Annotated in this window: 29 protein-coding genes; 18 read left to right on the top strand and 11 right to left on the bottom strand. The window is 38.5% G+C overall.

Features of this window, described 5'->3' with window-relative positions:
- Nucleotides 1-14: 14 nt before the first annotated feature.
- From ACFX4R_RS04605 to ACFX4R_RS04615, 3 genes are all read left to right on the top strand, one after another.
- A complete protein-coding gene (locus ACFX4R_RS04605; protein ID WP_272911085.1) occupies nt 15-149 on the top strand; it encodes a hypothetical protein in 135 nt (44 codons plus the stop codon).
- A 160-nt stretch (nt 150-309) separates the two neighbouring features.
- The gene (locus tag ACFX4R_RS04610) at nt 310-933 is read left to right on the top strand and encodes a LysE family translocator (protein ID WP_013057840.1); all 624 of its coding nucleotides are present in this window, start codon (nt 310-312) and stop codon (nt 931-933) included.
- Between the two features lie 427 nt (nt 934-1,360).
- On the top strand, nt 1,361-2,206 hold the full coding sequence (locus ACFX4R_RS04615; protein ID WP_043981434.1) for an N-acetylmuramoyl-L-alanine amidase: 846 nt from the start codon (nt 1,361-1,363) through the stop codon (nt 2,204-2,206).
- 47 nt (nt 2,207-2,253) lie between these two features.
- Here the strand turns inward: ACFX4R_RS04615 and ACFX4R_RS04620 are convergent, their stop codons facing one another.
- From ACFX4R_RS04620 to ACFX4R_RS04645, 6 genes are all read right to left on the bottom strand, one after another.
- Nucleotides 2,254-2,571, bottom strand: coding sequence for a DUF3243 domain-containing protein (locus tag ACFX4R_RS04620; RefSeq protein WP_013083905.1), 318 nt, complete (start codon nt 2,569-2,571; stop codon nt 2,254-2,256).
- 222 nt (nt 2,572-2,793) lie between these two features.
- Nucleotides 2,794-3,300 carry a PCYCGC motif-containing (lipo)protein gene (locus ACFX4R_RS04625; RefSeq protein ID WP_162214555.1) on the bottom strand — a complete coding sequence of 169 codons (507 nt, stop codon included), beginning with the start codon at nt 3,298-3,300 and terminating at the stop codon, nt 2,794-2,796.
- Between the two features lie 88 nt (nt 3,301-3,388).
- Nucleotides 3,389-4,009 (bottom strand): class I SAM-dependent methyltransferase, encoded by a 621-nt coding sequence (locus tag ACFX4R_RS04630; RefSeq protein WP_043981436.1) that lies wholly within the window; start codon nt 4,007-4,009, stop codon nt 3,389-3,391.
- A 58-nt stretch (nt 4,010-4,067) separates the two neighbouring features.
- Nucleotides 4,068-6,629 carry a heavy metal translocating P-type ATPase gene (locus tag ACFX4R_RS04635; protein ID WP_377568978.1) on the bottom strand — a complete coding sequence of 854 codons (2,562 nt, stop codon included), beginning with the start codon at nt 6,627-6,629 and terminating at the stop codon, nt 4,068-4,070.
- Between the two features lie 31 nt (nt 6,630-6,660).
- Entirely contained in the window at nt 6,661-7,020 is a 360-nt protein-coding gene (locus tag ACFX4R_RS04640) for an ArsR/SmtB family transcription factor (RefSeq protein WP_013057833.1), read from the bottom strand.
- 299 nt (nt 7,021-7,319) lie between these two features.
- Complete coding sequence (locus tag ACFX4R_RS04645; protein ID WP_237074405.1) at nt 7,320-7,748, bottom strand: PAS domain-containing protein; 429 nt, start codon at nt 7,746-7,748, stop codon at nt 7,320-7,322.
- A 507-nt stretch (nt 7,749-8,255) separates the two neighbouring features.
- Here ACFX4R_RS04645 and ACFX4R_RS04650 point away from each other — a divergent pair.
- Nucleotides 8,256-8,408, top strand: a complete 153-nt coding sequence (locus ACFX4R_RS04650) for a hypothetical protein (protein ID WP_170960212.1) — start codon at nt 8,256-8,258, stop codon at nt 8,406-8,408.
- Between the two features lie 57 nt (nt 8,409-8,465).
- On the opposite strand, the gene ACFX4R_RS04655 is transcribed toward ACFX4R_RS04650, so the two are convergent.
- On the bottom strand, nt 8,466-8,927 hold the full coding sequence (locus ACFX4R_RS04655) for a hypothetical protein (protein ID WP_162215273.1): 462 nt from the start codon (nt 8,925-8,927) through the stop codon (nt 8,466-8,468).
- Between the two features lie 386 nt (nt 8,928-9,313).
- Between ACFX4R_RS04655 and ACFX4R_RS04660 the strand changes: the two genes are divergently transcribed.
- The 6 genes from ACFX4R_RS04660 (at nt 9,314) to qoxD (ending at nt 14,978) form a co-directional block, all read left to right on the top strand.
- Entirely contained in the window at nt 9,314-9,661 is a 348-nt protein-coding gene (locus ACFX4R_RS04660; protein WP_033580561.1) for a rhodanese-like domain-containing protein, read from the top strand.
- Between the two features lie 308 nt (nt 9,662-9,969).
- Nucleotides 9,970-10,548: a hypothetical protein gene (locus ACFX4R_RS04665; protein ID WP_025751110.1), complete on the top strand. Its 579-nt coding sequence runs from the start codon at nt 9,970-9,972 to the stop codon at nt 10,546-10,548.
- Between the two features lie 566 nt (nt 10,549-11,114).
- Nucleotides 11,115-12,068: a cytochrome aa3 quinol oxidase subunit II gene (gene qoxA / locus ACFX4R_RS04670; protein ID WP_013057827.1), complete on the top strand. Its 954-nt coding sequence runs from the start codon at nt 11,115-11,117 to the stop codon at nt 12,066-12,068.
- Nucleotides 12,069-12,114: 46 nt separating this feature from the next.
- The gene (gene qoxB, locus ACFX4R_RS04675; protein ID WP_013083896.1) at nt 12,115-14,058 is read left to right on the top strand and encodes a cytochrome aa3 quinol oxidase subunit I; all 1,944 of its coding nucleotides are present in this window, start codon (nt 12,115-12,117) and stop codon (nt 14,056-14,058) included.
- The gene (gene qoxC / locus ACFX4R_RS04680; RefSeq protein WP_013057825.1) at nt 14,058-14,666 is read left to right on the top strand and encodes a cytochrome aa3 quinol oxidase subunit III; all 609 of its coding nucleotides are present in this window, start codon (nt 14,058-14,060) and stop codon (nt 14,664-14,666) included. The genes qoxB and qoxC overlap by 1 nt, the downstream gene beginning before the upstream one ends.
- Before the next feature lie 3 nt (nt 14,667-14,669).
- Nucleotides 14,670-14,978: a cytochrome aa3 quinol oxidase subunit IV gene (gene qoxD / locus ACFX4R_RS04685; RefSeq protein WP_013057824.1), complete on the top strand. Its 309-nt coding sequence runs from the start codon at nt 14,670-14,672 to the stop codon at nt 14,976-14,978.
- A 29-nt stretch (nt 14,979-15,007) separates the two neighbouring features.
- Here the strand turns inward: qoxD and ACFX4R_RS04690 are convergent, their stop codons facing one another.
- Nucleotides 15,008-15,346 (bottom strand): hypothetical protein, encoded by a 339-nt coding sequence (locus tag ACFX4R_RS04690; protein ID WP_013083895.1) that lies wholly within the window; start codon nt 15,344-15,346, stop codon nt 15,008-15,010.
- 1 nt (nt 15,347) lies between these two features.
- Entirely contained in the window at nt 15,348-16,127 is a 780-nt protein-coding gene (locus ACFX4R_RS04695) for an undecaprenyl-diphosphate phosphatase (protein WP_060746350.1), read from the bottom strand.
- 181 nt (nt 16,128-16,308) lie between these two features.
- On the opposite strand from ACFX4R_RS04695, the gene ACFX4R_RS04700 reads away from it, so the two are divergent.
- The 3 genes from ACFX4R_RS04700 (at nt 16,309) to ACFX4R_RS04710 (ending at nt 18,327) form a co-directional block, all read left to right on the top strand.
- Entirely contained in the window at nt 16,309-16,722 is a 414-nt protein-coding gene (locus ACFX4R_RS04700) for a hypothetical protein (protein WP_028409224.1), read from the top strand.
- A 101-nt stretch (nt 16,723-16,823) separates the two neighbouring features.
- Complete coding sequence (locus tag ACFX4R_RS04705) at nt 16,824-17,366, top strand: GNAT family N-acetyltransferase (RefSeq protein WP_028409223.1); 543 nt, start codon at nt 16,824-16,826, stop codon at nt 17,364-17,366.
- Nucleotides 17,367-17,499: 133 nt separating this feature from the next.
- Nucleotides 17,500-18,327, top strand: coding sequence for an LCP family protein (locus tag ACFX4R_RS04710; RefSeq protein WP_377568983.1), 828 nt, complete (start codon nt 17,500-17,502; stop codon nt 18,325-18,327).
- Nucleotides 18,328-18,361: 34 nt separating this feature from the next.
- Here ACFX4R_RS04710 and ACFX4R_RS04715 read toward each other — a convergent pair whose 3' ends face one another.
- Nucleotides 18,362-18,625: a hypothetical protein gene (locus tag ACFX4R_RS04715; RefSeq protein ID WP_013057818.1), complete on the bottom strand. Its 264-nt coding sequence runs from the start codon at nt 18,623-18,625 to the stop codon at nt 18,362-18,364.
- 413 nt (nt 18,626-19,038) lie between these two features.
- On the opposite strand from ACFX4R_RS04715, the gene hutI reads away from it, so the two are divergent.
- Nucleotides 19,039-20,316: an imidazolonepropionase gene (hutI, locus tag ACFX4R_RS04720; RefSeq protein ID WP_377568986.1), complete on the top strand. Its 1,278-nt coding sequence runs from the start codon at nt 19,039-19,041 to the stop codon at nt 20,314-20,316.
- 75 nt (nt 20,317-20,391) lie between these two features.
- Nucleotides 20,392-20,766 carry a DUF7674 family protein gene (locus ACFX4R_RS04725; protein ID WP_013057816.1) on the top strand — a complete coding sequence of 125 codons (375 nt, stop codon included), beginning with the start codon at nt 20,392-20,394 and terminating at the stop codon, nt 20,764-20,766.
- Between the two features lie 47 nt (nt 20,767-20,813).
- Here ACFX4R_RS04725 and ACFX4R_RS04730 read toward each other — a convergent pair whose 3' ends face one another.
- The gene (locus ACFX4R_RS04730; protein WP_013083888.1) at nt 20,814-21,107 is read right to left on the bottom strand and encodes a DUF3817 domain-containing protein; all 294 of its coding nucleotides are present in this window, start codon (nt 21,105-21,107) and stop codon (nt 20,814-20,816) included.
- Nucleotides 21,108-21,367: 260 nt separating this feature from the next.
- On the opposite strand from ACFX4R_RS04730, the gene ACFX4R_RS04735 reads away from it, so the two are divergent.
- The 3 genes from ACFX4R_RS04735 (at nt 21,368) to ACFX4R_RS04745 (ending at nt 25,585) form a co-directional block, all read left to right on the top strand.
- On the top strand, nt 21,368-21,937 hold the full coding sequence (locus ACFX4R_RS04735; protein WP_016764786.1) for a TetR/AcrR family transcriptional regulator: 570 nt from the start codon (nt 21,368-21,370) through the stop codon (nt 21,935-21,937).
- Nucleotides 21,938-21,976: 39 nt separating this feature from the next.
- The gene (locus ACFX4R_RS04740) at nt 21,977-22,426 is read left to right on the top strand and encodes a DUF6188 family protein (RefSeq protein WP_043981443.1); all 450 of its coding nucleotides are present in this window, start codon (nt 21,977-21,979) and stop codon (nt 22,424-22,426) included.
- A gap of 120 nt (nt 22,427-22,546) precedes the next feature.
- Nucleotides 22,547-25,585, top strand: coding sequence for an efflux RND transporter permease subunit (locus ACFX4R_RS04745; RefSeq protein ID WP_377568990.1), 3,039 nt, complete (start codon nt 22,547-22,549; stop codon nt 25,583-25,585).
- The last annotated feature ends 232 nt before the right edge of the window (nt 25,586-25,817 follow it).

Here is a 25,817-nt window from a genome sequence, read left to right on the forward strand (position 1 = left end):
GTTGGTTCTAGCAGTTGATTGGAGGGCAAGGCGAAGACTCCTGCGGGAAAAGCGGCATAGGTGAGACCCCGCAGAAGCGCAAGCGACGAGGAGGCTCACCGGCCGCCCGCGGAAAGCGAAGCCTTGCACGGAAATCAACAGCGGTGTAACAAGCAGTCCAGCTTATGTATCCCATTTGTTTGTCTTTAGATTAGATTGATTTAGTTATGTCCCGGCCTCTTCTTTTGTGGATGAATTTTATTTTTTTGAATACTAGATAGTAAAAAATGCTATAATGGTGGGCAAAATCATGCAGGGGGAGAACGACTTATGGATATCGTATCAATCACTTCTTTTTTAGGCGTAGCCGCTTTGCTTACGGTTATGCCTGGACCTGATAACTTATTTGTTTTAGCACAAAGCATATCAAACGGTAGATATGCAGGAATCTCGACTTCATTAGGGCTTTGTACGGGCTTGCTTGGTCATATAGCTGCAGCAACATTGGGTCTATCGGCTGTTATCTATCAATCGGCTTTAGCGTTTGCTATTGTAAAATACGCTGGAGCAGCTTATTTATTATATCTGGCTTATAAGACGTTTACAGCAAAAGATTCCGCTCTCGCTGTTGAAAACAAAGAAGCCGTTGAGTACAAGGTGCTATATAAAAAAGGAGTGATTATGAATCTGCTAAATCCAAAAGTTTCGCTTTTTTTTCTTGCTCTTTTACCTCAGTTTGTTAATCATTCAACCGGACATGCCACACAGCAAATGCTCGTTTACGGCGCCGTATTTTTAGTTCAAGCGCTGATTATTTTTACGTTAATTAGTCTATTTGCAGGGAAAGTAGGGGAGTTTTTGCGAAAATCTCCAGCTCTGTCTAAGCGGCTTAATCTCGTGCAAGGCTCTATCTTTACGCTTATTGGCTTAAAAATTGCTTTTAGTGAGAAATAGCAGGAGATAAGATGGCGAACCTGCTTTTTATCTGCACTAAAAGGCGTGGACGTTAGTTAAAGGAAGATCCGAGCGATAAATTCAATTCGCTCGGATTTTTTATGTCTATGGTAAAAGTAGGTTTCATGTATGCAGTTGCTTCTAGCTGGTGATTGGAGGGAAAAACGAAGCCTTGCACGGAAATCAACAGCGGTGTAACAAGCAGTCCAGCTCATGTATCCCATTTGTTCATCTTTATTTTGTGCTTTAAAACAGCGGAGAATACCTAGCGAAATCCTGCTTTCTTGTGTGAATTTTTTTGAATGTTTTAAGGGGACGAACCCTTCTTGTCCAATTACATATATATATAGAATGAGAGATAAATCATCAGGCAAAGCCGGTGTTAATCACAAGTTCTTTCATATTATGATTGAAAGGAAAGGTTCACATGAAAAAAGTATGGCTAGATGCAGGACACGGCGGTACAGATTCAGGAGCTTTAGGAAATAATTTGCGTGAAAAAGATATTACGCTGCAGCTTGTACTACACGCGCGGGCGTATTTAGAACATAACTATTCCGTAGATGTTCAGGTAACTCGTTCAACCGATGTGTTTGTTTCATTATCAGATCGAGCGAACCGGGCTAATGCATGGGGAGCAGATATTTTTGTTTCTATGCATATCAATGCTGGCAGCGGTACTGGATTTGAAACGTATCGGTATCCATCACAAGAGGGAAGTCAATCTTATCTTTTACAAAAAGAACTGCACACGGAAATTTTAACAACCATGCAGAAATTTGGAACGGTTGCAGATCGCGGTTTAAAAACGGCTAATTACGCTGTACTGCGTGAAACAAATATGCCAGCTGTTTTAACAGAAAACTTGTTTATCGATACGACAGCCGACGCTGAAAAATTAAAAAACGCTACGTTTCTTCGGGAAGTGGGAGAAGCGCACGCGCGTGGAATTGCTAAGTATTTAAACTTATCTTCTAATGGAGTTACATTCTATAGCATTCAATCTGGAGATACATTTTATAGCATTGCAAAGAAGTATAATATCACCGTTCAGCAGCTGCAGGATGCAAACCCTGGCGTAGATCCTGCAAAATTGCAAATTGGTCAGCAAATTGTTCTTCCTGTCGCTACGTATACTGTACAAGCGGGAGATACGTTTTATAGCATTGCGAAAAAATATAGCATGACCGTTCAGCAGCTGCAGGATGCAAATCCTGGTGTGGATCCTGCAAAATTACAAATTGGCCAGCAAATTATCATTCCAGCTGTTTAATATCTGCAAATAAAAAAGATGACACGCTGCCGTGTCATCTTTTTTATTTATTGAACTAATCTTACAAGCATATGGGCAAGGTGATGCTGCTGTTCTTTGTCTCCAACCTTCCACAGTTCGTGAAGCAGGTTTTCCTCTCGATTGCGCGGCTCTTCATGTTTGGCAAGGTAATCAGCTACTTTTTGAGCTGTTTTAGCAAGCTGTTCTTCATTCATCCCTAACTTTTCGCCTTTTGAGACCTTGTCCCCTAGATAACTTTTGAATCCTTCGAAGCTAGAGAGAATATCCTCTTTTTTCTCCTCGCTCATAGAATTAATTGCTCCTTCAACTTTTGCTGAATGATTTGTTTCTACAGAATTACTCATAGTTTTTTTCTCCTCTCATGGTTATATTTGGGTGTTAGAAAGCATATTCCCTGAGGATTCAGTAAATAAACGTCCAAATGTGTTATTTTTACATTATGGCGTTTTACAAGGACTTAAAAAGGTGAGGTCAACCGAGATTTTATCAACCAATAATAAAATTAGTAAAAGACTTTGAATAAAGAAATCAAAGTCTTTTACTAATTTTTATTTTATACTGAAGCATCATACCTGGGGCGTAGGAGTAGGCGGGGCATAGCCTTCCTTATATTTATCATCGATTTCTTGGCGAATGTCTTCGATGCTTTTGCCTTTGCTGTAGTCTACTACAGCTTGAGCCGCTATTTCTAAACAGACGCCGCATTTTGTTCCGTGATCATCCCACGTCACTGCGCCGTTTCCTTTGTTTTCGAAGATAAAACAGTCGTAGTTGTTTTGATGATTAGCCTCTTCTCCACATCCGCAGTAGCAAGGAATGTTTTCTAGTAAGGTTTGATGCTTAGCAGCGGCTGCATAAATAAGCTGCATGTCTTCGGGCTTGTCACTTAGAAAAGAGGGAAGAGTTTCACTATTTTTTGTTTCTTCTCGTTTATCACCTAATGTGTGCTGCTGATGTTCTTCATGTTGTGTTGCTTCTGTACGTTTGCTGCCTGAACTTTCTTTACTTTCGTTTCCGCAGCCGGAGACCATGCTTGCTGCAAGGACAACTGTTATGACCTTTGATTTTATCATTAAAATGTTCATCCTTTCTTCAATTAAAGCTAGACAATAGTATGTACATCCATCATGCATGTGAAAAAGGCATCATTCGTCTTTGAAGTCATTCATCAACTTTCTGCAAACTAATTTTCCGATACATACCTTTCAACATGACGCTTGAATTCTCCTTCAAGATAAGCTGATCCCGGCTTGCTTCAAACACATGTTCAAAAGAGAGTCCAATATCCGTTCCTAGTAATTTTACGAAGGGGCGGAATATTTTTTTAGGAAAAGCCGCTGATTTCTTTTTAGTTTCAAATTTATCAAAAATCAGGATAGTTCCCTTAGGCTTTGCTACTCTTGTCATTTCTTTTAAAGCTTGCTCCGCATCAGGTACTACGCTAAGAATTAAGCTTGCTACAACTACATCAAACGAAAAAGAGTCGAATGTTAGCTGCTGAGCGTCCATTTGGTGAAAGGTTATAGATGGATTTTTGTATTTATTTTTTGCTTTTTGAAGCATTTCACTGGAATAGTCTATGGCTGTTACATTTACTTCATGAGGAATAAAAGCTAAATCTGCACCCGTTCCAACACCTACAAATAAAATGCGCTGTTCAGATGAAAAGTGGACGTCTTGAAAGACTTTTTTTCTGGCTCGATAAAACATCCCGTTATTAAAAAACACATCGTAAAAAGGAGCCCAACACTTATAAATAAATTGATTCCAGCGGTTATTCACGTAAACCCTCCTAGAAAATAAGCTTTCCAACGCCTGCTGAAAAGCTTACGGATTACATTTAATTTTTCATTTTGAGTAAGCGAAGACTGTTTAAAATAACAAGTAGCGCTGCTCCTGTATCGCTTAAGACGGCAATCCACAGAGTAAGCCATCCTGGAAAGATAAAAGCTAAGGCAATGACTTTAACAATAATAGAAAACCAAATGTTTTGTTTGATGACAGCTAACGCTTTGCGGCTTAGCTTCATCGTATGAGGAAGCTTTTCTAAATTGTCTGCCATGAGAACAATATCAGCTGTTTCCATAGCCGTATCAGTACCAGCACCGCCCATTGCAATTCCAAGATCAGCAGTAGCTAGAGCAGGGGCATCATTAATTCCATCTCCAACCATAGCCGTTTGATAGCCTTCATCTTGAAGCTGCTGTATGGCTTTCACTTTATCTTCAGGCATCAAATCGGCGAAATAGCGGTCTATCCGAGACTGAGAAGCAATCATTTTAGCTGTTCCTTCGTTATCACCAGTCAACATCACAATTTGCTGCATACCGTTTTGTTTGAGGCTTTCTAAAGCAGATACGGTTGTATGTCTGATGGTATCAGCTACGCTAATAATACCTAGAACACTTTTAGCTGTTCCGACAATAATAATCGTTTTACCTTCGTTTTGAAGCTTTTCAATATGAGCCCAGCAGTGGGATAGAGGTGTTTCTAAATCTGAGAATAATTTTGCATTACCTGCGTAATAAACCGTTTCTTGAATTGTTGCCTGCACGCCTTTTCCTGTAAGGATTTTAAAATTTGATCCTTGTAAAGAACCGACTTTTTTCTCCTCTGCATAATCCACGATAGCACGGGCAATGGGGTGATTCGAATAGTCTTCAAGCGTTTTTGTTATCGCTAAAAGCTGATTTTCTTCAGCAGAAAGGGAAACAACCTCTGAAACGGCTGGTTTGCCTTCTGTTAGCGTTCCTGTTTTATCAAAAGCAATCGCATTGATTGCACCAGCTTTTTCTAAAAACGTCCCGCCTTTAATGAGCACGCCATTTTTCGCCGCGTTTCCAATCGCAGATACAATGGCGACGGGAGTAGAAATGACTAGCGCACATGGACAAGCCACGACTAATAATTCAAGCCCCTTGTAAAACCACTCACTCCATGCACCATCAAACAGGGGAGGGATGACCATAATGAATAAAGCTAAAATAAAGACGATAGGCGTGTAAATGGTTGCAAATTTATCAACAAATGCTTGAGTAGGCGCTTTTTTCTCCTGTGCTTCTTCCACTAAATGAATAATTTTAGAAATCGTCGTATCTTCCACTAGCTTTGTTACCTTAATTTCTAACGATGCGCTTTCGTTAATGGTGCCTGCATAAACCGTATCACCGATTACTTTATCAACTGGAATAGATTCACCTGTAATAGGAGCTTGGTTGATACTGGATTCGCCGTTTATAATTTCACCATCTAGCGGAATTCGGTCTCCTGGCTTTACGACAATCGTAGTGCCGATTGAAATATCTTCCGCTGCTTTTTTAATCAGCTGGCCGTTTTCTTTCACCCATGCTTCAGAAGGAGCTAAGTCCATCAAACCTCGTATCGAGTTTCTTGTTTGTTCAATCGACCTTGTTTGCAGAGCAACACCTAAAGCAAATAGCCAAACGACCGTAGCACCTTCAAGCCATTCCCCAATAACAGCTGCTCCAAGTGCTGCAACGGTCATTAAAACATTCATGTCTAAAGAACGGCTTTTAATTCCGTAATAAGCACTTTTAGCCGGCTTATATCCGCTGACAATCATGGCAATAGCGTAGAGTACAGTTGTCATATAAGAAGCAATTCCTGTATGAGAACCGATAAAACCTAATGCGATGAAAATACCCGAAAAAACAATCGGTCCATTTTGCCCTTTATGGTGCCGCGACTCAGCAGACTGCCTGCTGCTGGTTATTAAAGTAGCTGTATACCCAGCTTTAGATACTTCTTTAATAATGTCATCGGCTTCGTTATCGTGCTCAATTTGTGCTTTTCCCGTTGAAAAGTTAACGCGTACATCTTTGACAGCAGGAACTGTTTTTAAATGATTCACAATCGTGTTCGCACAAGCCGCGCAGTCCATTCCTTCAATCAAATACGTTTTCATTTTTTTATTTGATTGGATAGCCTCAATGTTAAACCCTAGTTTTTCTACTGAGCTTGGAATGAGTGACAGAGCTGACTCACTTGCCGCCGCTACCTGGAGCTTTCCTGTATTATAGTTTAGGGTTACGTGTTGAATATCGTTTAATGTTTTTAAACTTTTTTCAATCGTCGCGGCGCAGGAAGGGCAATCCATTCCATATACGCGGTATTCAGCCGTTTCTTCTATGTCACTGTCGCCTGGTACTATATCGTGATCACTGCAGCAAGAATGCTGGCCTTTATCGGTCGTTAACACAATCGTATCTGAACAGCAGCTGTGACTGTGTTCATGACTCTTTGTGCCACAGGAAGAAGGCTCTTCAGTAGAAGCGGCTTCTGAAGAAGAGGAGCAGCAGGTCTTGCTTTCAATTTCTGTTGAAGAAGATTCGCTGCAGCAGCTTCCGGTATGCTGATGATTTTTTTTATCTTCGTGTTTCATTATGTCCCACTCCCTATACGGTAAAAAAAACTTAAATGGTTACGTCTTCTTTTTTAGCAAACATGATATCAATTACTTGTTTAATATGTGCATCCCTTAAAGAATAAAAAGCTAACTTTCCTTCTTTGCGATAATTGGCAATTCCTATATTACGCAGCAGTCTTAAGTGATGAGAAGCAGTCGCAACTGTAGAGCCTACAATATTGGCTACGTCACATACACATAATTCCTCGCCTTTATACAGAGCCAAGACAATTTTAAGCCTCGTTTCATCTCCTAACGCTTTGAACAGGGCAGAAACCCCTTGAACAGCTTCGGCATCGATGGCAGGCTTAATACGATTTACTTTTTCTTCATTAAAACAATAAATATCACAGCGGTCTTTTGGCATGATTTCCTCCTTCATTCAAACATTCAAATGATTGTTTGTTTATAATATATGTCAATTTTTAAAAATGTTCAAACATTTATTGAGTATTCGGAATTTTTTTCTGAGCAAAACATAAATATAGGAAGAATAAATATGGAAAGTATGCCTATTAGTGTATGTACTCTGTACTAAATGGTGCGGGCGAAAAGAGAATGACTTTACATGCAGAACAAAACAAAAAGCCACCCCTGTAGGTAGCCTTTTAATGATTTTAAAAATGATAGAAATAATGAAATATAGCTTAGACTTTGTTTACTTAATTAGCGTTTTAATCGGTTAAATAATAAATCTGCTGCATTATTTAACACCTTGTCCGACTCTTTTAATCGTTTGTCCGAGTTTTCTAAATAGGATTGAGCAGATAATACAACATCTAACGGATCCTTGACATTCTTCTTTTCGGTACATACTAAATGCCCTACACCATTTTTCCAATGAATCGTGCATTTAAAATTCACAAATGTATCATCGGTCGTTCTCAAACGCAAATGCCTGATGATGGGGTTAGATGAGGAGTGCTGTGACAGCATCCACATTGCTTGTTTCCGATCGTCTTTATGAATAATGCTCCACAGACTGGAGACTGAAGAAAAATAAGAATGTGCTTGACTAGAAAAATGAAGGATTTCACCTTCTTGATTTAATTGAAAGTAAGGAACGGGAATCCATTTAAGTATGTTACTTTCCATCATGCACCTCTCCCAACTTAAGTAATCCCTTTTACCATATCACAATTACCTAATATTTGTATGATTTTTATTATTTTCCCCATGCTTTTCCCCGTTTTAAGCTGTAAAAGCTAAAGAATTATTCAGTTTAAAACACTTGAAAAAAGAACATACGTTCGATAAACTAAAAATTAAAGGAGCGAATTCTATGCGACAGCTACTTCAAGAAAGCTACTCTTCAAAACGACCTGTTGAAATTATTTATATGGACGATAAAGGGTGTTTGACACAGCGATTTATTATTGTGTATAAAATTTATCCTCAGAGCGTAAAAGCTTGGTGCTTACTAAGGAACGAGAAGCGAACGTTTAAAATAGAGAATATCCTTTCATGCGGATTCAGCAATAAAAGGAAAAGCAGTTTTAGGCAGAAAGCTCACTCAATTTAAGAGGGGCTTTTTCATATCATTTCCTCTTATGGCGTGTGAGTTATTTTCATACACTATATCCACCAGAAAGGGGAATGAACATGACATTAAACCAAGGAAATAAAACTAAACACATCGCTAAAGGAAGAACGGAAAAAGATGATATGACAATGCAGGGTGAGAAAAAACAGCATGAAGCACAAAGTACCTCTTTGTCTCATAATAATTGTCGGGCAAACCTTGACGGAGATTAATCTAAAAAAGGAAAGCTTTCGTTTCCGAAGCTTTCCTTTTTGGTGTATATCGCATTTTTAAGTTAACTCGTATTTTTCTGAGCCAATCATAATATAGTCTCTCCTTCGATATATGAATTTTACGGATTTCTCATAAACGTCATACGAGTAATTTTCTAAAACATTGTTTTTTTGATTAATATATTGCATAAAAACGCTTTGGAAATAACCGTCCTCCACAAAAAGTTCACCGGTTTTGCACAGCTTTTCATGTGCTTCTTCCAGCCATTTTGCAATCTGGCTGTCGCTGTTAGTAAATGTAAGGATGTGTGTATAGTGATCTGATAAATCTGTCATATCCTCTTTATCCTGGTCAAAATAAAACACTTTTTCTTTTTTTGACTGCAGCCTTTGTTTATGCAAAGTGATATTTTTTAACAGTTCTTTTTCAACGTCTTCTTCGGGACTTATATAGATGGGGCATGTGCCTGCTACCTCACCTTGATCTGTAAATAATACAACATAGTACAAATCAAACATCATATCTCTCCCTTCACGTGTTCATACTATCCTATCTCGCATCCTTCATTTTTAGAATCATTTTTCTGACGTTTGTGCAACATTGGTTCTAATGTATTACTCATAAGCGAACCTCAGTTTTAACTGGAAAGAAAAGGGGAAGTGAAAATAAAAATTCTGCGTTTCTTCATTATAATAAGAAAAAACGATCTGTTTACTAGTATTTAAATCTTTCGAAAAATCAAAATAAATAATGATTGATTTCGTCACTTTATTGTGGTTTCATAATAAAGTGTAAAAAGACCATTTTTCTTACAGAGAGAAATGAGATAGAGTGCTTCTGTGTTGATTCTTTCTTTTGAATATAGTATACATACAGGGGTATAGAAATTAATTGGGAGGAAAACATGGCGATACTATATATGAGCATAGGTATTTTACTTTTATTAATTTGTTACAGTTTTTATAAACGCTATGTGCCGGTGCAGGGAATAAAGAAAGTGACGACCGTCGACTGTGCTTCTACAACAATTTCGTATGTAGATGTTCGTCATTTTCATGAAATGAAACAAAACCCCTGTCAAAAAGCAATCCATATTCCGCTTCCTTATTTAGAGAGACAGCATGAGGAAATTCCATATAAAGAAGTGGTCGTAATTGTTCCTGACAGCATTTCCCGAAATTTAAGCATTCGGCAGCTCAAAAAACATGGGTATCAGGTCAAGGGATACATGTGTGCGGAAAGATGTGTGTAATAAAAAGAACAGCAAATGACCCTTTATAGGGTTTCCTTTTGGAAAGCTGTGATATATAAGCTGAAAGATACCTGTGTTAAAACGGGTATCTTTTTTTGTTATGAAGATGAGAAGGGGGGCAGAGATCGGTTTCTTTTGGTTCAACAGCTACTGAGTCTTTTAGCGTATTTTTATGACAAAAGGTTTGAAAAATCCCTTTTGTGGTAAAAAAAAACGTAGTTCTCCTAGTGCATAGACAGAGGTTTAATAGGAAGTTATAATTTAGGCAATTACATAAAAGGGGAGTAAGCTAAGGAAGGTGAATAGATGTGCGAAAGATAAAGCGGTTGCTATTTCTGTTCATTTGTATAGCGGTTGTAATTGTTGCGTATGAGATGATTCGATATCCAATTGAAAACAATGCTGCAAGTGTGCAGCAGCATTTGCGAAATTGGGAGCATAAAGAAAGTATTGATGGTTCTGCAAAGATTACGCTGCAAGATTTTAAACGGGTTGATCACTCTAATACATACATAGCCTTATTCTCCATACCTGGTGATAAAGAAGGAATGGCCGTATTGAAGCAAGGATGGAACAAACGCCTGCGTATTGAAGTCAGTACTAAAATGAGCAATTTAGTGGATTATGATGATATCCATACAAATAAAGGGACATATGCGCTGTTTACAGGAACAAATAGAAGTAAACAAATTGAGCGAGTAAAGGCGGCCTTGGTGCACGATACATATACAATTGATGCTGCGGTCCCAAAAAGTGATTATTTTGTGCTGTATGAAAAAATACCGAGTCATATTAAACATCCGTTTCCAGCAACGACAACGCTGCTGGATAAAGCAGGGGATGATATCACGGTTAAAGAATTTATGGATCAAGAGCTGCGTGAATAACACGCAGCTTTTTTCTATAAAAAAAAGCTTTTTAAAAAAATTCACGTTTTGTTCATATTTTCGAAAGAAAGAATTTTAAGCAAAAAAAACAAATATTTGCTATAAAGTAAAGGGGAATTAACGGGCAAAATAAGTTTCATACAGGGCGTCACATTTTCTTTGAAAATTTGTCACAAAATATTCAATTATGTCGATGTGTATTGATATATCAATGTTGAAGCAAACATACAAAGCTAATTTTGCAGTTATTCCTAAAGAAATAGTTAAGAAATGGGAGCTGAATCCTTTTATTTACATTTATTCATACCAAATTATGTGATAGAATATCGCAAGGTTGAAGCACTCTAACCCCATTGGTACAGTCACTATATTAGAATATTTTTAATATAAAAAAATAAAGCAAAAGGGACGAAAAAAATGTCATTTTGTATTACAATAGTAGTGGCCTACAAATAAGGGGGAAGAGAGTCTGTATAAAAATGTCGTTATCTAGCGAAAGATAGCGCATTTTGAATGTTCATCAATATAGGCTTCGCATCATGTGTTGTTAGAAAGGAGAGTTTTAAGTGAAACCAAAAAAAGGATTTTGGAAGCTAGTAGGTTTACTATCTGCGCTTTCACTAGTATTTTTGAGCGGTTGTTCAAAGCTTGCTGTATTGAACCCGCAAGGTCCTGTTGCAAAAACGCAATCTGATTTAATCATTTGGTCTATGTGGATGATGTTGATCGTGGTTGTTGTCGTATTTGCTATTTTTATATTTGTTCTTGTCAAATATCGTGAAAAACCTGAAAACATGGACTATGAGCCACCTGAGCAAGAAGGTAACTTAAAGATGGAGGTTATTTGGACAGCATTCCCAATCATCATCTTAATTCTATTAGCAGTGCCAACTGTTAAAGCGATCTATTCTGCAGAAGAAGTACCGGCAGAATCAAAGGATAAAGATCCAATCGTGATTCACGTTACATCTGCAAACTGGAAATGGATTTTCAGTTATCCGGAACAAAATATCGAGACGGTTAACTACGTAAACATTCCAGCGGATACGCCAGTGAAATTTGAGTTAACAGCTCAAGGGCCTATGAACTCATTCTGGGTACCAGAACTTGGCGGACAAAAATATTCGATGAACAACATGTCAATGCCATTATACTTAGAAGCTGATAAGCCTGGTTCTTATATGGGACGTAGTGCTAACTTCTCTGGTGAACATTTCACTCAAATGCAGTTCGAAGTTCAAGCTCAAACGGACAAAGACTTTAAAGAGTGGGTTAGTGACGTAAAAGGTACAGCTGGTAAATTGACTGAAAAGAAATATGATCAAATCCTAAGCCCAGGCGTTGTTGGTCGTCAAACTTACAACGGTACACATTTAAAATGGATTGACCATGCAAAAGATGTATACATTCCTGGCAAAGAGCTAGAACGTGGTACAGGACATGATCACAGCAAGATGAAAGAAGACGAAAAAACGAGTAATGAAGAAATGGAAAACATGGATCACTCAAATCATGAATAACATTCATTTATTACACTAAATAACGTAATGATTGGGGGAAGACATAATGAAGCTAGATGAATTTTTCGTCACTGGCGAACCTATGATTTACGCTGCTGATGCAGCAATCGCTATGACGGTCATCGGTATCGTTTTTGTCTTAACATATTTCAAGAAATGGAAATGGTTATGGACAGAATGGTTAACAACAGTTGACCATAAAAGACTCGGTGTCATGTACATCCTTTCAGCTGTATTAATGCTTTTCCGCGGCGGAATTGATGGAATCATGATGCGTATGCAGCTTGCATTCCCGGGTATGAACATTTTAGATGAACATCACTACAACGGAGTCTTCACGGCTCACGGTGTTATCATGATCTTATTCATGGCAATGCCATTTATTATCGGACTAATGAACGTAATCGTTCCATTACAAATTGGTGCGCGTGACGTAGCATATCCGTTCTTAAACGCAATTAGTTTCTGGACATTCTTTATGGGAGCAATGCTATTTAACCTTTCTTTCGTAATCGGAGGAGCTCCTGATGCAGGTTGGACAAGTTACTTCCCGCTTGCAGGTAAAGAATTCAGTGAAGGTATCGGAAATAACTTCTATGCCGTTTCACTACAGATTGCTGGTGCTGGTACATTAATGACTGGTATCAACTTCTTTGTAACAATCTTAAAAATGCGTGCCCCTGGCATGACAATGATGAAAATGCCAATGTTTACTTGGTCAATCTTCATCACATCAATTATTATTATTTTCGCGTTCCCTGTATTAACAGTAGCGCTTGCACTTATGACACTTGACCGTGTATTCGGAACAGCCTTCTTTACAATGGCTAACGGCGGTCTTCCAATGATGTGGGCTAACTTATTCTGGATTTGGGGTCACCCTGAAGTATATATCGTTATTTTACCGGTATTCGGTGTCTTCTCAGAAGTTATCAGTACACATTCTCGTAAGAACTTATTCGGTTATAAAGCAATGGTTGTATCAATGGTCGGTATCGCATTCTTAAGTTACCTTGTATGGGTGCATCACTTCTTTACAATGGGTAACTCACCGTCAGTTAACTCGTTCTTCTCAATTACAACGATGTTAATCGCCGTACCAACCGGAGTTAAAATCTTTAACTGGCTCTTTACAATGTATAAAGGCCGTATCAAATTTACGACTGCGATGCTTTGGTCATTAGCGTTTATTCCAAACTTCGTAATCGGTGGGGTAACAGGGGTTATGCTTGCGATGGCATCAGCCGATTATCAATATCATAACAGTTACTTCCTAATCGCTCACTTCCACTATGTATTAATCTCTGGTACAGTGTTTGGCTGTTTCGCAGGTTTATACTTCTGGTATCCAAAGATTTTCGGTCACACGTTGAACGAAAAATTAGGAAAAATTTCATTCTGGATTTTTGTTGTTGGATTTAACGTATGTTTCTTCCCACAATTCTTCCTAGGTTTAGACGGTATGACTCGTCGTATGCAAACTTATGCAGATAACCTTGGCTGGAACGGATTAAACTTAGTTTCAACAATCGGTGCATTCTTAATGGGTCTTGGCTTCTTCGTATTAGTAGTTAACTTATTATACAGTGCATGGAAAAACAAACGCGACACTGCAAACGATCCTTGGGATGGTCGTACACTTGAGTGGTGGACTAAATCACCAGTTCAAGCTTACAACTTTGCAGTAATTCCTCATGTGAAAGAAATGGATGCATTTTGGCACATGAAAAAACGTAATGAAACAGAAATTAAAGCAGAAGACTTAAAACCAATTCACTTACCAAGCAACTCTGGTGTGCCGTTTATCTCAGGTATTTTCTGGTTTATCGGTGGATTTGGCTTAGTATTTGAATGGATTCCAATGGCAATCGTTGGATTAGCAGGTATTTTTGCTTGTATGCTTGCTCGTTCATTTGATTATGATCCAGGCTTCTATGTAAAAGTAGATGAAATCAAGAAGGTTGAAGGAATTACAGGGGGTGACAAATAATGGCAGGACATTTAGATAAATCATTGCCGTTAGAATACCAAGAAGAACAAAGTCGCCTGAATATCCTTGGATTCTGGATTTTCTTAGGTGCCGAGATCGCGTTGTTCTCTACGCTGTTCGTAACGTACTTAACGTACCATACGCGTACAGCGGGTGGCCCTACTGCAGAAGAACTGTTCGTTGTTAAAGATTTTATGATCGAAACGCTGTTACTACTATTCAGTAGTTTCACGATGGGAATTGCCATCTTTAAAATGCGTAATAATGATTTAAAAGGACTTTTAGTTTGGTTCGTGATTACGCTTGTCCTTGGTGGAGGATTCCTTTTCTACGAAATTCGTGAGTTTTACATGTACGCAGTTCACGAAGGTGCAACAATGCAAACAAGTGCCTTCTTATCAGGGTTCTTTACACTACTTGGAACGCACGGTCTTCACGTAACAGTCGGTGTATTCTGGGCAATCAGTATTATTATTCAATTAGTAAGACGAGGATTAACACCAGTTACTGCTCGTAAAGTATTTATTATCGGTTTATACTGGCATTTCCTTGATGTTGTATGGATCTTCATCTTCACGCTTGTATACTTGAACGGATTGGTGGGATAAGACATGGAAAATAAACAAGGCCAAAAAGCAGGTTTTCCGCTTAGTCATGTATTTGGGCTTATCCTTTCACTAGCCTTAACATTCGCAGCGCTTGGTTTAGTAGTGCTAGCTGATCTATCAAGAAGCATTACGATGACTCTTATCATGATCCTAGCGTTATTACAAGCAGCAATGCAGCTAGTAATGTTCATGCACATGACTGAAAGTGAAAATGGTAAAGTACAGGTTGCAAATATTCTTTACAGTTTCTTTATTGCACTTTGTATCGTTGTTGGTACACTGTGGATTCTTGCAGCTCACTTTAACCATTAAAAATAAAACCACTTACTTCGGTAAGTGGTTTATTTTTTTTCATTCAGTTTATATTTCAACGTTTGATATTCTCCTGTGGGAACTTTTTTTACTACTTTTCCTTTATCATCTCTATAAACATTTACTTGTTCGTACACTTCAATTCGGTATCCGCCTCTTTTTTCTGTTTTAACATGAACTTCTTTGACCGACATGTTTAATTGTTCCGCCTCGTCTTCATCTGCAGAGGTTTCAACAGCTCCTCCATCAAGTGAAAGGTGAGATAAGCTGTTAAACGACTGCTGGGAATTGTTATCAACATAGCTTGTCACGACTAAAATGCCGGCAAAAAACAATACTAAAAAAAGCGTCCGGACTTTCATCTTCATCTTAAAACACCCCCGTAAACTGACAAACCAGCACGACTGCACCTAATATCCAAACGTAAATTGCAAATGTTTTTAATGAATGATGCTTTAAATAATTGATCATCCATTTTACCGCTACATAACCAAATAAAGCAGATGAAAGGGTGGCGACGAATAAAAAGAAAACGGAAAGCTGCTCGACTTCACCTGTGACTACATCTTTTAACTGAAGTAACACCGCTCCGCAAATGGCGGGAGTCGACAATAAAAATGAAAAGTAAGCGGCTGTTTCACGGTCTAATTTTCGCATTAACGCAGCTACCATGGTTAAACCAGATCGAGATACAGCAGGGAATATCGCAGCTGCTTGAAACGAGCCGATAAAAAAGGCATCTCCGTATGAAATATGGTCCATTTTTTTATAGCCATTTTTTACGGAATCACCAAACCATAACAGCAGTCCCGTCACAAGAAATTCCCAGCCGATCGTTAAACCAGATTTCGAAATACTGTCAAAATAGTCCTTGAACAAAAGACCAATCGCAACTGCAGGGATCGTTCCTATCACTAAAAGCCCTGTAAGCTTGCTAAAGGGATGACGAATAATATGCCATAGCTCACGCTTATAAAAGACAAACACAGCAAGCAGAGTGCCTATATGCAGCATCGTATCTAAATACAATCCTGCATCGTCTAAGCCAAATAAGTGGCGCCCTAAATACAAATGCCCCGTGCTGCTTATCGGTAAAAACTCTGTAAGCCCTTGAATGATTCCCAAAATAAATGCTTCAAACCACGACATCTTATCACCTCATACAGCGTGTCCTTATTAGTAGTGTATAGAGTAAGTTCTGAGAACATGACAAAAACATGGAAGTATAGGCATTCATTTAGTGAAATAAATACATAAAAATAGGTCATAGTATAAGAAGAGACGACCATTCTTATCTCCATCTCATCCACAATGGAAAGAGGTGCTAAAAATGATACGAAAATGGGTTGCTGTATGCGTCGTATTCGCTGCTTTTATTTTTCCGCAGGCAGTAAGTGCCGAACAGCCAAAAGTAGAGGTATTTCAAATTGAAACGGGCAGAGTCGTTCGTTCAACGCTCAAACCTCCCAGTGTTCAAAAAGAAGCCGAAAAAAGTATTGCGTCCATTACTGGTTTATATAAAAAGGCAAGTCCGCTTCCTAAAAAAGGCTATCTTGTTAAAGTACCTCTTGATCCAGCCGTAAAAATTGAAAATAGTGCGGTCAACACGCTGGCAAGTGAAGTTATTTTTGTTCTTGAGCCGAATCAAAAGCCAATCATGATGGTATTTGACAATGAAAATAGAACCTATTTTTTTGAATTTACTCATGATTTAACTCTTCTCAGAAAAGCATTACAGCTATAAGTCATCGAAATGATGGCTTTTTTTTACATAGACAGTTGACAGTTTATTATGATAAATGTAATATATTTAGAAAAGTCAGAAATAATAAGGGGGAGAATTATGTGATAGCTCTACGACCGTTCTCCAAAAAAGACTTTAAACAGCTAATGGATTGGATTCCCTCCGAGTCATTTATGGTGCAATGGAGCGGCTCTAGCTTTTCTTTTCCGCTTACTCCTAGACAGTTAAAACACTACATTCGATATGCAAATGAAGATGGTGCTTCTACCTATGCTTTTTCTGTCATAGATGACAATGAACAGCTTATTGGGCATATTTCTCTGGCTCACATTGATTATTATCATAAAACAGGAAGAATTGGCCGAGTGCTGCTTGGTGAAAAGTATAGAGGAAAAGGGCTTTGCTCGCACATGTTTGAAAAAGTGTTAGCTTTCGGTTTTGAAGAACTGGGTCTTCACCGAATTTCGCTCGGCGTCTTTGACTTTAACGAGCGGGCGATTCAGTCCTATGAACGAATTGGCTTTACACGCGAAGGCCTTCTTCGAGATGTCCGGCTTGTAGATGGACAGTACTGGAGCTTAATTGAAATGAGTATGTTAGAAAGTGAATGGGCACAGCGTGATGTGCATCAAAAATCAAGCTAAAATCTACTAGTGAAAAGCCAGCTTCTCAACAAGCAGGCTTTTTTGACGTGTGCTTAAATTTCTCTAAAAAGGTATAAATTTTCATTCATTAAGGCATATAGAGAGTAAGTGACGTGTAAAGGAGACCGTATGAATGAAAAAATACAAAATAGGGATCTTAGCGGCATGTATTTTGCTTTTAGGAACCGCTGGATTTGGAATTGTCTATCAACAGCAAACATCTGCTAAAGAGCAGCCTCACTCATTTAATGTACTGGTGATGGGCGTAGATGAAAGGCCAGGAGATACAGGCCGCTCAGATGTATTAATGGTGGTCAACTTAGATACGAGCCACAATAAAGCAAAAGTTATGCCGATCCCTAGAGATACGCGCGTGCACATTGATGGAAAAGGAACGGATGAGAAAATTAATCATGCCTATCGATACGGAGGCATTCCTTTAACCGTGCGCACGGTTGAGAACTTCTTAGATATCGATGTCGATTATTATGTGAAAGTAAATATGGAAGGCTTTAAAGATGTAGTAGATGAACTTGGCGGAGTGAACGTTAAGAACCCGTTTCCTTTTGTGTTTGATTCATTTATCTTTCCTCAAGGAGAAAATGCGTTGAACGGCGAAAAAGCTCTTGCCTATGTGCGGATGAGACACGAAGATCCAAAAGGAGATTTAGGAAGAAATAATCGACAGCGCCAAGTAGTGGAAGCCCTATTAGATAAAGGAATGAACATGTCAACGGTGAAAAACATTCCAAGTCTCCTCACGCTTGTAAAGAAGCATATTCGAACGAATATTGATGTCAGTGATGCATTTACGATGTATAACATCATTAAGAATGGACGGCCCGATTTCGAAACGGTAACGGTAAAGGGAGAAGGGCAAGTGGTAGATGGTACATGGTATTATGTTGTCAAACCATCTGAAAAAAAACAGCTGAGCGCTATGTTTCAACAAACCCATTAATAAAAAAGAGGGCTGAAGAAATTCAGCCCTCTTTTTATTCACCAATTTCTTCTTGACGCTGCAAGCAGGAAATTTGTTTTTTCTCTGGATGGACACCAAATGTATAGCCCCACGTTTGCAATTTATCTAGAATGATTTCGTCTTTTTTAAAGCCAAAGATCATCACCACATCTTGGTTTTCATCTAAAAGCAAATACTTTTCATCTTTGCGCCACATCGTTAAGTTTGACGCGTAGAAAAGATTCCAGCCGTTATTCATGCGATGACCGGTTGCTTGGTTTTTATAGTTGACAATCATATTTCTTCCTCCATTAGTGAATCTTTCTAAAAGTAAAACTTCAAAGAATATTATAAACGTTCTATTCCTAGAAATCTATTATTTATCCTGTTGATGGGAACTTGCCGTGGTGTTTATAAAATACATGTGATAAAAGATTTAGTATATAAGGATATATTTGTATAAAACGAAAATCAATAAGTAAGAAAACGGAGAAAAGAAGGGTCTAAAAGCGTATATAATTGAAAAAAATATAAGTTATCTAGCTTTAAAGACTTAAAAACACGCTTTTCAGACCATGGACATGCTTTTTCAAATTTCTACCTACAAGAAAGAAGGCAGAGATGCGAAATGTGTAGGTGAATCTAAATGAGTTTACGGTAAACATGAGGCCCCAAAACGTGATACACGCTAGAAAAGGGGGAAATTCAACGATGTCAAAAAAAGCGCTATGGATTAAAAATGCTTCGCAAGTTGTAACGGCCAAAGAAAATAAAGGTCCTTTAGCTGGAAAAGAAATGAGAAACTTAACGGTGATTGAAAATGGCTCAGTCTGGATAGAAGGAGATCAAATTGTGACCGTAGGTACAACAAAAGAGTTAGAACAAAAATATGAAAGGGAAAGAAATGACGCAACGATTATTGATGCTTCTCATAAAATTGTGACTCCGGGTCTGATTGATCCCCATACACACGCTGTGTACGCTGGCTCGCGTGAAGAAGAATTTTATAGGCGGTTTGAAAGGCCAACTTCTTACTTGGATTTATTAGAAGAAGGTGGAGGTATTCACTCCACTGTCGTTCAAACACAGGAAGAGTATGCGTACCGGATTTATCAGCAGAGCTATGAGCGTCTTACGTCTTTTCTAGCTCACGGAGTCACAACTATAGAAGTGAAAAGCGGGTATGGCTTAGAACTAGAAACAGAACTAAAGCAGCTGCAAATCGCTAAAATGCTGAATGATACGCACGCAGTTGATGTAGTAAGTACCTTTTTAGGCGCACACGTCGTACCTCTTGTATATAAAAAAGATACGCAGAAATACGTCAATTTACTTATTCACGAAATGATTCCTCAAATTTCTTCTTATAAGCTTGCAGCATTTAATGATGCTGTATGTCTTCCAAATGCTTTTTCATTCAAACAATGTCAAGAAATACTAGAAGCCGGGAAAAGCCATGGCATGCTTCCTAAAATACATGCCGACCCCTTTGAATACTGCAGAGGAGCGGAGCTCGCAGCAGAGGTAGGAGCGATATCAGCAGATTATCTTTTGTATGCTTCTGATGAAGGATTAAAGAAACTGGCTGAAAAACGGATCGTAGCGACCCTTTTACCGGGGAATTCCTTATTTGTTGGAATGAAATGGCCAGATGCTAGAAAAATGATCGATTTAGAAGTGCCGATTACGCTTTCTACAGACTGCAATCCAGGTTCATCTCCAACGACTTCACAGCAATTTGTGATGAACCTGGCATGTATGAATATGAACATGAGTCCTGAAGAAGTGCTTTTAGCCACAACTATTAACGCAGCTCATGCTATTAATCAAGGAGATAAGATTGGGAGTATTGAAGCCGGAAAACAGGCTGACTTAGCGATTTTTAATGTCTCTAGTTATCGAACCCTTCAATATCAGTATGGCTTAAATCATATTGACTGCGTAGTAAAAAAAGGAGAAGTAGTTGTAGAAAACGGAAAAGTTTTGTAAAAGAAGTTTATAGAAAAAGAGAAAAGGGTAAAGAATAGAGAATTTGTCACACATGCAAAGGCAGGGAATTTAGATATGATTACAAAACAAAATGTTATTCCATTACTAAAAGAAGCTTGCCCATCTTTTGAGCCAAGCGAAGAAGTGGACCTCAACGATAAAGACGAGCTGCAGCATGAATTAAGCCGTGTTGCGGGTCATTTAATCTCTCTTGAATATAACGGCCAGCTCCAGCGTGAACCGGACGTATTTGAAGCGATTGAACAGCTGTATATAGAAGGTGAAGCTGATGTGAAAGAAGCTGTTACAACGGGACTCTTTCAAGCAATGCATGAAATGATTATAGATCAGCAAATTAGCCCAGAAGAAATTGGAATGCTATTAAAACCTCACTCACTGAAGTGGTGGAAAACGATTGACCATTTTAGCGAAAACAGTGGTGAACAGTAAGGAAAAAGAACGTCATGGAAACATGATGTCCGTGACGTTCTTTTCTTTTACTGTTCTTTTTTCAGCTGTCTCTCTAAAATAAAAGGGCCGAACGGAATAACCGACATAAGAAACGCAAATAAAGAGCGGCCGATTGACCATTTATGCGCGAATTTTACATGAACGACTGCAAGAGCGTACAGCACAAAAAGTGCACCGTGTGCTGCGCCTACAACTGATACAGCTTCTGGTATGCCTGCTGCATATTTTAGCGGCATAGCAATGCCAAGCAGCAGTAAAAATGAAATTCCTTCTAAAATTCCTACTAAACGCAGGCGACCGATTGGTGATGTAAGAACCATGTTTTCTCCTCCCGTAACGACGGAATAAATTTCTGTATCAATGACAAAAATGTACCATAGCGAGCTCTTCATATACAAGCATCATTTGTATCTGTCACAAAAAAGTCGAAAACGCTTTAATTTGCTCTATAGAAGTGTTTTGTTTAAAAAACTGACATACTCTTGTGATGCAAGGGATAAAAGAGCACACTACGTGTTGACAAGTTATTTTAATTATTTTATATGTATAGTATCGAAAACGTATGAGAGGATTTTTTACCATGACAAACCGAAAACAGCAGAGAGAGAAAATTTTAGATGCTGCTTTTGAAGTGTTCGGATCCAAAGGCTACTATGAAGCAAAAATGATTGATATTGCTAAACTAGCGGGTGTATCTAAAGGAACGCTTTACTTGTACTTTTCGTCTAAAGAGTCGCTTTATATCGCTGTGAACAATCGTTCGTTTGATGAGTTTTTGTATCATGCAAAGCGAAGAACGGATGAATGCCAAACGTTTCATGAAAAGCTGTATTCAATTGCGAAGCATCATCTGCTCTTTTTTTACGAAACTAAAAAATATCCCGACTCTTTTTGGCAAGCCCCACACCAAATGCCAGAAATGATGGGTCGTCTTCATCAATTTTTTGAGGATTATCACGGGCTTGTTGCTAAATTGATTGAAGAGCAGAAAATAAAAAATGCTTTTTTACACTCAAAAGCGTTTTGCAGCATGTTAAATGGGTATAGGATGGATATCGTTTCCGATGATGATATAACAGAAGAAGATATCATGAACTATGCGGAGTTCATTGTGAACTTATACATTGAAGGCTGCTACTTTGAGACCTAAAAATGACTCGTCGGTACTGGTTGATAATGGAGGGATATGATGGATACCAGCAGCACAGTGATTAATTTTTCATATTTTCAAGAACAAATCGTTACCAAGGTTAACACAGACAATACCCTGCCGTTTTCTCTTGGATTTAGTAAAGGTGGACTTGTGGCAGAATGTCCATGGAGACTAAAAAACAAACGCAGCATCTTGCTTGGTCAAGCGGACTGGAAATCGCTACATTCTGCCGAGCAGCGTCAGCAAGTCGAAGCGCTGCTGCTTGGCCAGCACATTATTTCTATACAGTGGTATGAAGATATCGGTATACTTCGAATTACATTTTCTAATGGGTATGCGCTAGATATGTTTCACGACAGCTCGTTTTTTGAAGGTTGGGATTTATATGGTCAAGATGGCTTTTCCTTTATCTCGCTTCCAGGGGGAGCGTGTGACCATCAAATTTCAGTTTGTATAGACAGTTCATCAGCACATGAAAGGAGGTGAGTTTTTTTGTGAAAAACTGACCCGTGGGTACTCTAAAATTGTTGAAAAATTAAGACGGGTCTGCAGCTATTAAAGGATGAAGGCTTCTCAAATAACTTAGTTACGTAACGGAGGAAAAAGATGAATTTTTTGACGAGATTTAGTTTGAAAAATGCGGTAGCTGTGTTTATCGTTTCATTTTTACTTATTTTAGCGGGGCTATATTCATTTTCAAAACTAAAAATTGATTTACTGCCGAATATCGAATTTCCGCAGCTGTCCATTGAAGCAACGTATCCCGGGGCTTCTCCTGATGACGTAAATGAAAACGTCACGTCGAAAATCGAAGACCAAGTGAAAGGAATTGAAGGAATTAAAAGTGTACAAAGCGTATCGTATGAAAACGTTGGCATTATTAATTTAGAATTCCCGTTTAATACGGATTTAGATAAAGTTGAACAGCAAATTAACTCGTCGATAAAAGAATTAGATTTACCAGAGTCATCAAATGTAGACGTAAACCGTTTTTCATTTGGTTCATTCCCGATTTTCAACATTTCACTGTTTGCGAAAGATGATGCAAATCTTGAAAAAGTATTAAACGATGAAGTGATTCCTGAATTGAATAAAATTCAAGGTATTAACTCCGTCTCAGTTGGCGGCGTGAAAGAGGACCTTTTACAAATTACGGTCGATAAAGAAAAAGCAGCTCAAGCTGGCTTAACGCTTGATGGGATGAAAGAACAAATTAATCAAAAAGCTGTTTCATTCCCAGCAGGAACATTAAACGGAAAAGAGCTTCAAATTCCAGTGCGAGTAGAAGAAAAAGTTGCGACGATCGATGCATTAAAGAAAATCCAGCTGAAATCTACGATGAATCCTGAAGCAAAGCCTGTGAAGCTTGGCGATATTGCCAAAGTCGAAGCCGTAACAGACCAAGGCGAATATACGCGTTATGACGGCAAAGATGCACTGTCGATGGCCATCACAAAAAAACAAGATGCTAATACGGTTGAAGTGGCGAGCGAAACGATGAAAATTTTGAAAAAATATGACGATCAGTTAGACTACGCAATCGGCTTTGATTCAGCTGACGGCATTGAAAAGTCTGTTGAAACATTAGTACGCGAAGGATTGCTCGGAGCATTATTTGCATCACTTGCCGTGCTGATTTTCTTGCGTAACTTCCGCGCTACGATCATTGCGATTATATCGATTCCATTATCGCTGTTAGTATCAGCTATTTTCTTAAACCAGCTTGATATTTCACTTAACATTATGACACTAGGCGGAATGGCTGTAGCCGTTGGGCGCGTAGTGGATGACAGTATTGTTGTGATTGAAAATATTTTTAGACGTGTTCGCCGTTCAGAAGAAGGCATGAGCAACGAGCTTGTCGAATCGTCCACAAAAGAAATTTTAAAAGCCATTACCTCGTCTACCATTACAACGGTTGTCGTATTCTTGCCAATCGGCTTTGTAGGAGGAATTACAGGAGAGTTCTTCTTGCCGTTCGCCTTAACAGTTGTTTTTTCACTGTTAGCATCTCTTCTTGTAGCGATTACAATCGTGCCGATTTTAGCAAAGTTTGCGTTTAAAAAAGTACCGCCTGAAGAAAAAGAAGGAAAGCTGCAGCGCGGATATGCAAAAGCGATTGCATGGTCGCTTAATCATAAAATCAAAATTTTAATTTTATCCTTTATTTTACTGTTTGGCTCATTTGCGCTTGTTCCTTCACTTGGCTTTACGTTTATTCCAAATGAAGAACAAAAGATGCTTCAGGCCAACGTTCAATTACCAGCATCTACATCACTTGAAAAAACAAACGATGTATCTTTAAAAATTGAAAAGATGTTTGCGGATCAAAATGAAATTTCCGATGTGACTACGGAAGTTGGATCACGCGACTTTTCAACAGGTATAAAACGCCCGAACCAAGTTGGCTATTTCTTGAACGTAAAAGAAGACGTGAATGTTGATACGTTTATTGATAAAGTTCAAAAGAAAATGGAAAGCATCACGAAAGAAGAATCACCGAAAGCAACAGTTAATGTACAAGAAGCATCAACAGGAGGGCCTCCTACAAATAATAACGTAACGGTTGATTTATATTCTTCTAATTTAGATGACTTGCAAAAGGCAGCTAAGCAAGTGGAAAACCACTTAAACAAAGACAAACGTCTTAAATATGTAACAAATAACTTCTCAGATAAGCAAAAGCAGCTTGTAGTAGAAGTAGATCCTGATAAAGCCGCAGAGTATGGAGTATCTGGATTTCAGCTGCTTGGTACAATCTCCGACCAAACCAAACCAGTATCTGTTGGAGACTTAAAATTAGATAATACAAAACGAGCGGTTCAGCTTTCATACGATAAAGACCTTAGTTCAGTAAAAGAAATTAAAGATCTTCAAGTATTTACAGAACGAGGACCTGTGTTAGTAAAAGATATTGCTGACGTTCGTACAATTGATACGTTCACTTCTATTCAAAAGCTTGACGGCAAAGTATTTGCGCGAGTGGAAGCAGACATTAAAGGCGATGATGTTCAAGCTGTGACCAAAGATGTTGTAGATGGAGTGAAAAAGTTAGACTTGCCAAAAGATGTGAGCTTGGACGGTGGAGGCGGAAGCGACGAGACAGTGGAAGTCTTCCAATCTCTAGGTCTAGCTATTTTAACAGCAATCGGCCTTGTGTATTTAACGATGCTCGTTACGTTTGGAAAAGCGCGTATTCCATTTATCATTTTATCGTCACTCATTTTTGTGCCAATCGGTTCGTTAGTTGGTCTAGTCCTTGCAAAAGAACCGCTGTCTGTCAGCGTCATGATTGGATTCTTAATGCTGATTGGAATTGTTACAACAAACGCGATTGTGCTTGTAGATCGAATTACCCAAAATCGTGAACAAAAAGGCATGACGATCCGCGAATCCCTTATTGAAGCTGGGAAAACGCGCTTGCGTCCAATTTTAATGACGGCATTTGCTACCATTGCTGCATTAATTCCGCTGGCGCTTACTACATCAAGCGGAACGCTGATTTCAAAAGGCTTAGCTATCACGGTAATCGGAGGGCTTGCGTCATCTACCCTTCTTACCTTAATTATTATTCCAGTGGTATACGAACTCTTCTTCGCAAAGCAAGTGAAAAGAGAAAAACAGCTGGAAAAAGAAACGACATAAGAACTATTTTCTAATAGAGGAAAATATGACCATAGACTATATGTTATAATAAAAGTACGTTTTAACCCCTTATATTATAGAAAAAGAAGCGGCGCTTTCGAGCGCCGCTTCTTTTTTATGTAAAATCATTATTTACAAAAAATGATTAAATGTCTTGTATGGAGGGAAAGAGTGTTAACAGGAAGCTTTACTATATCATCGTAGAGTTATCTAAAAAACATACAAAGTACAG

Source organism: Priestia sp. YIM B13490 (assembly GCF_042787735.1).
Lineage (GTDB): Bacteria > Bacillota > Bacilli > Bacillales > Bacillaceae_H > Priestia > Priestia megaterium.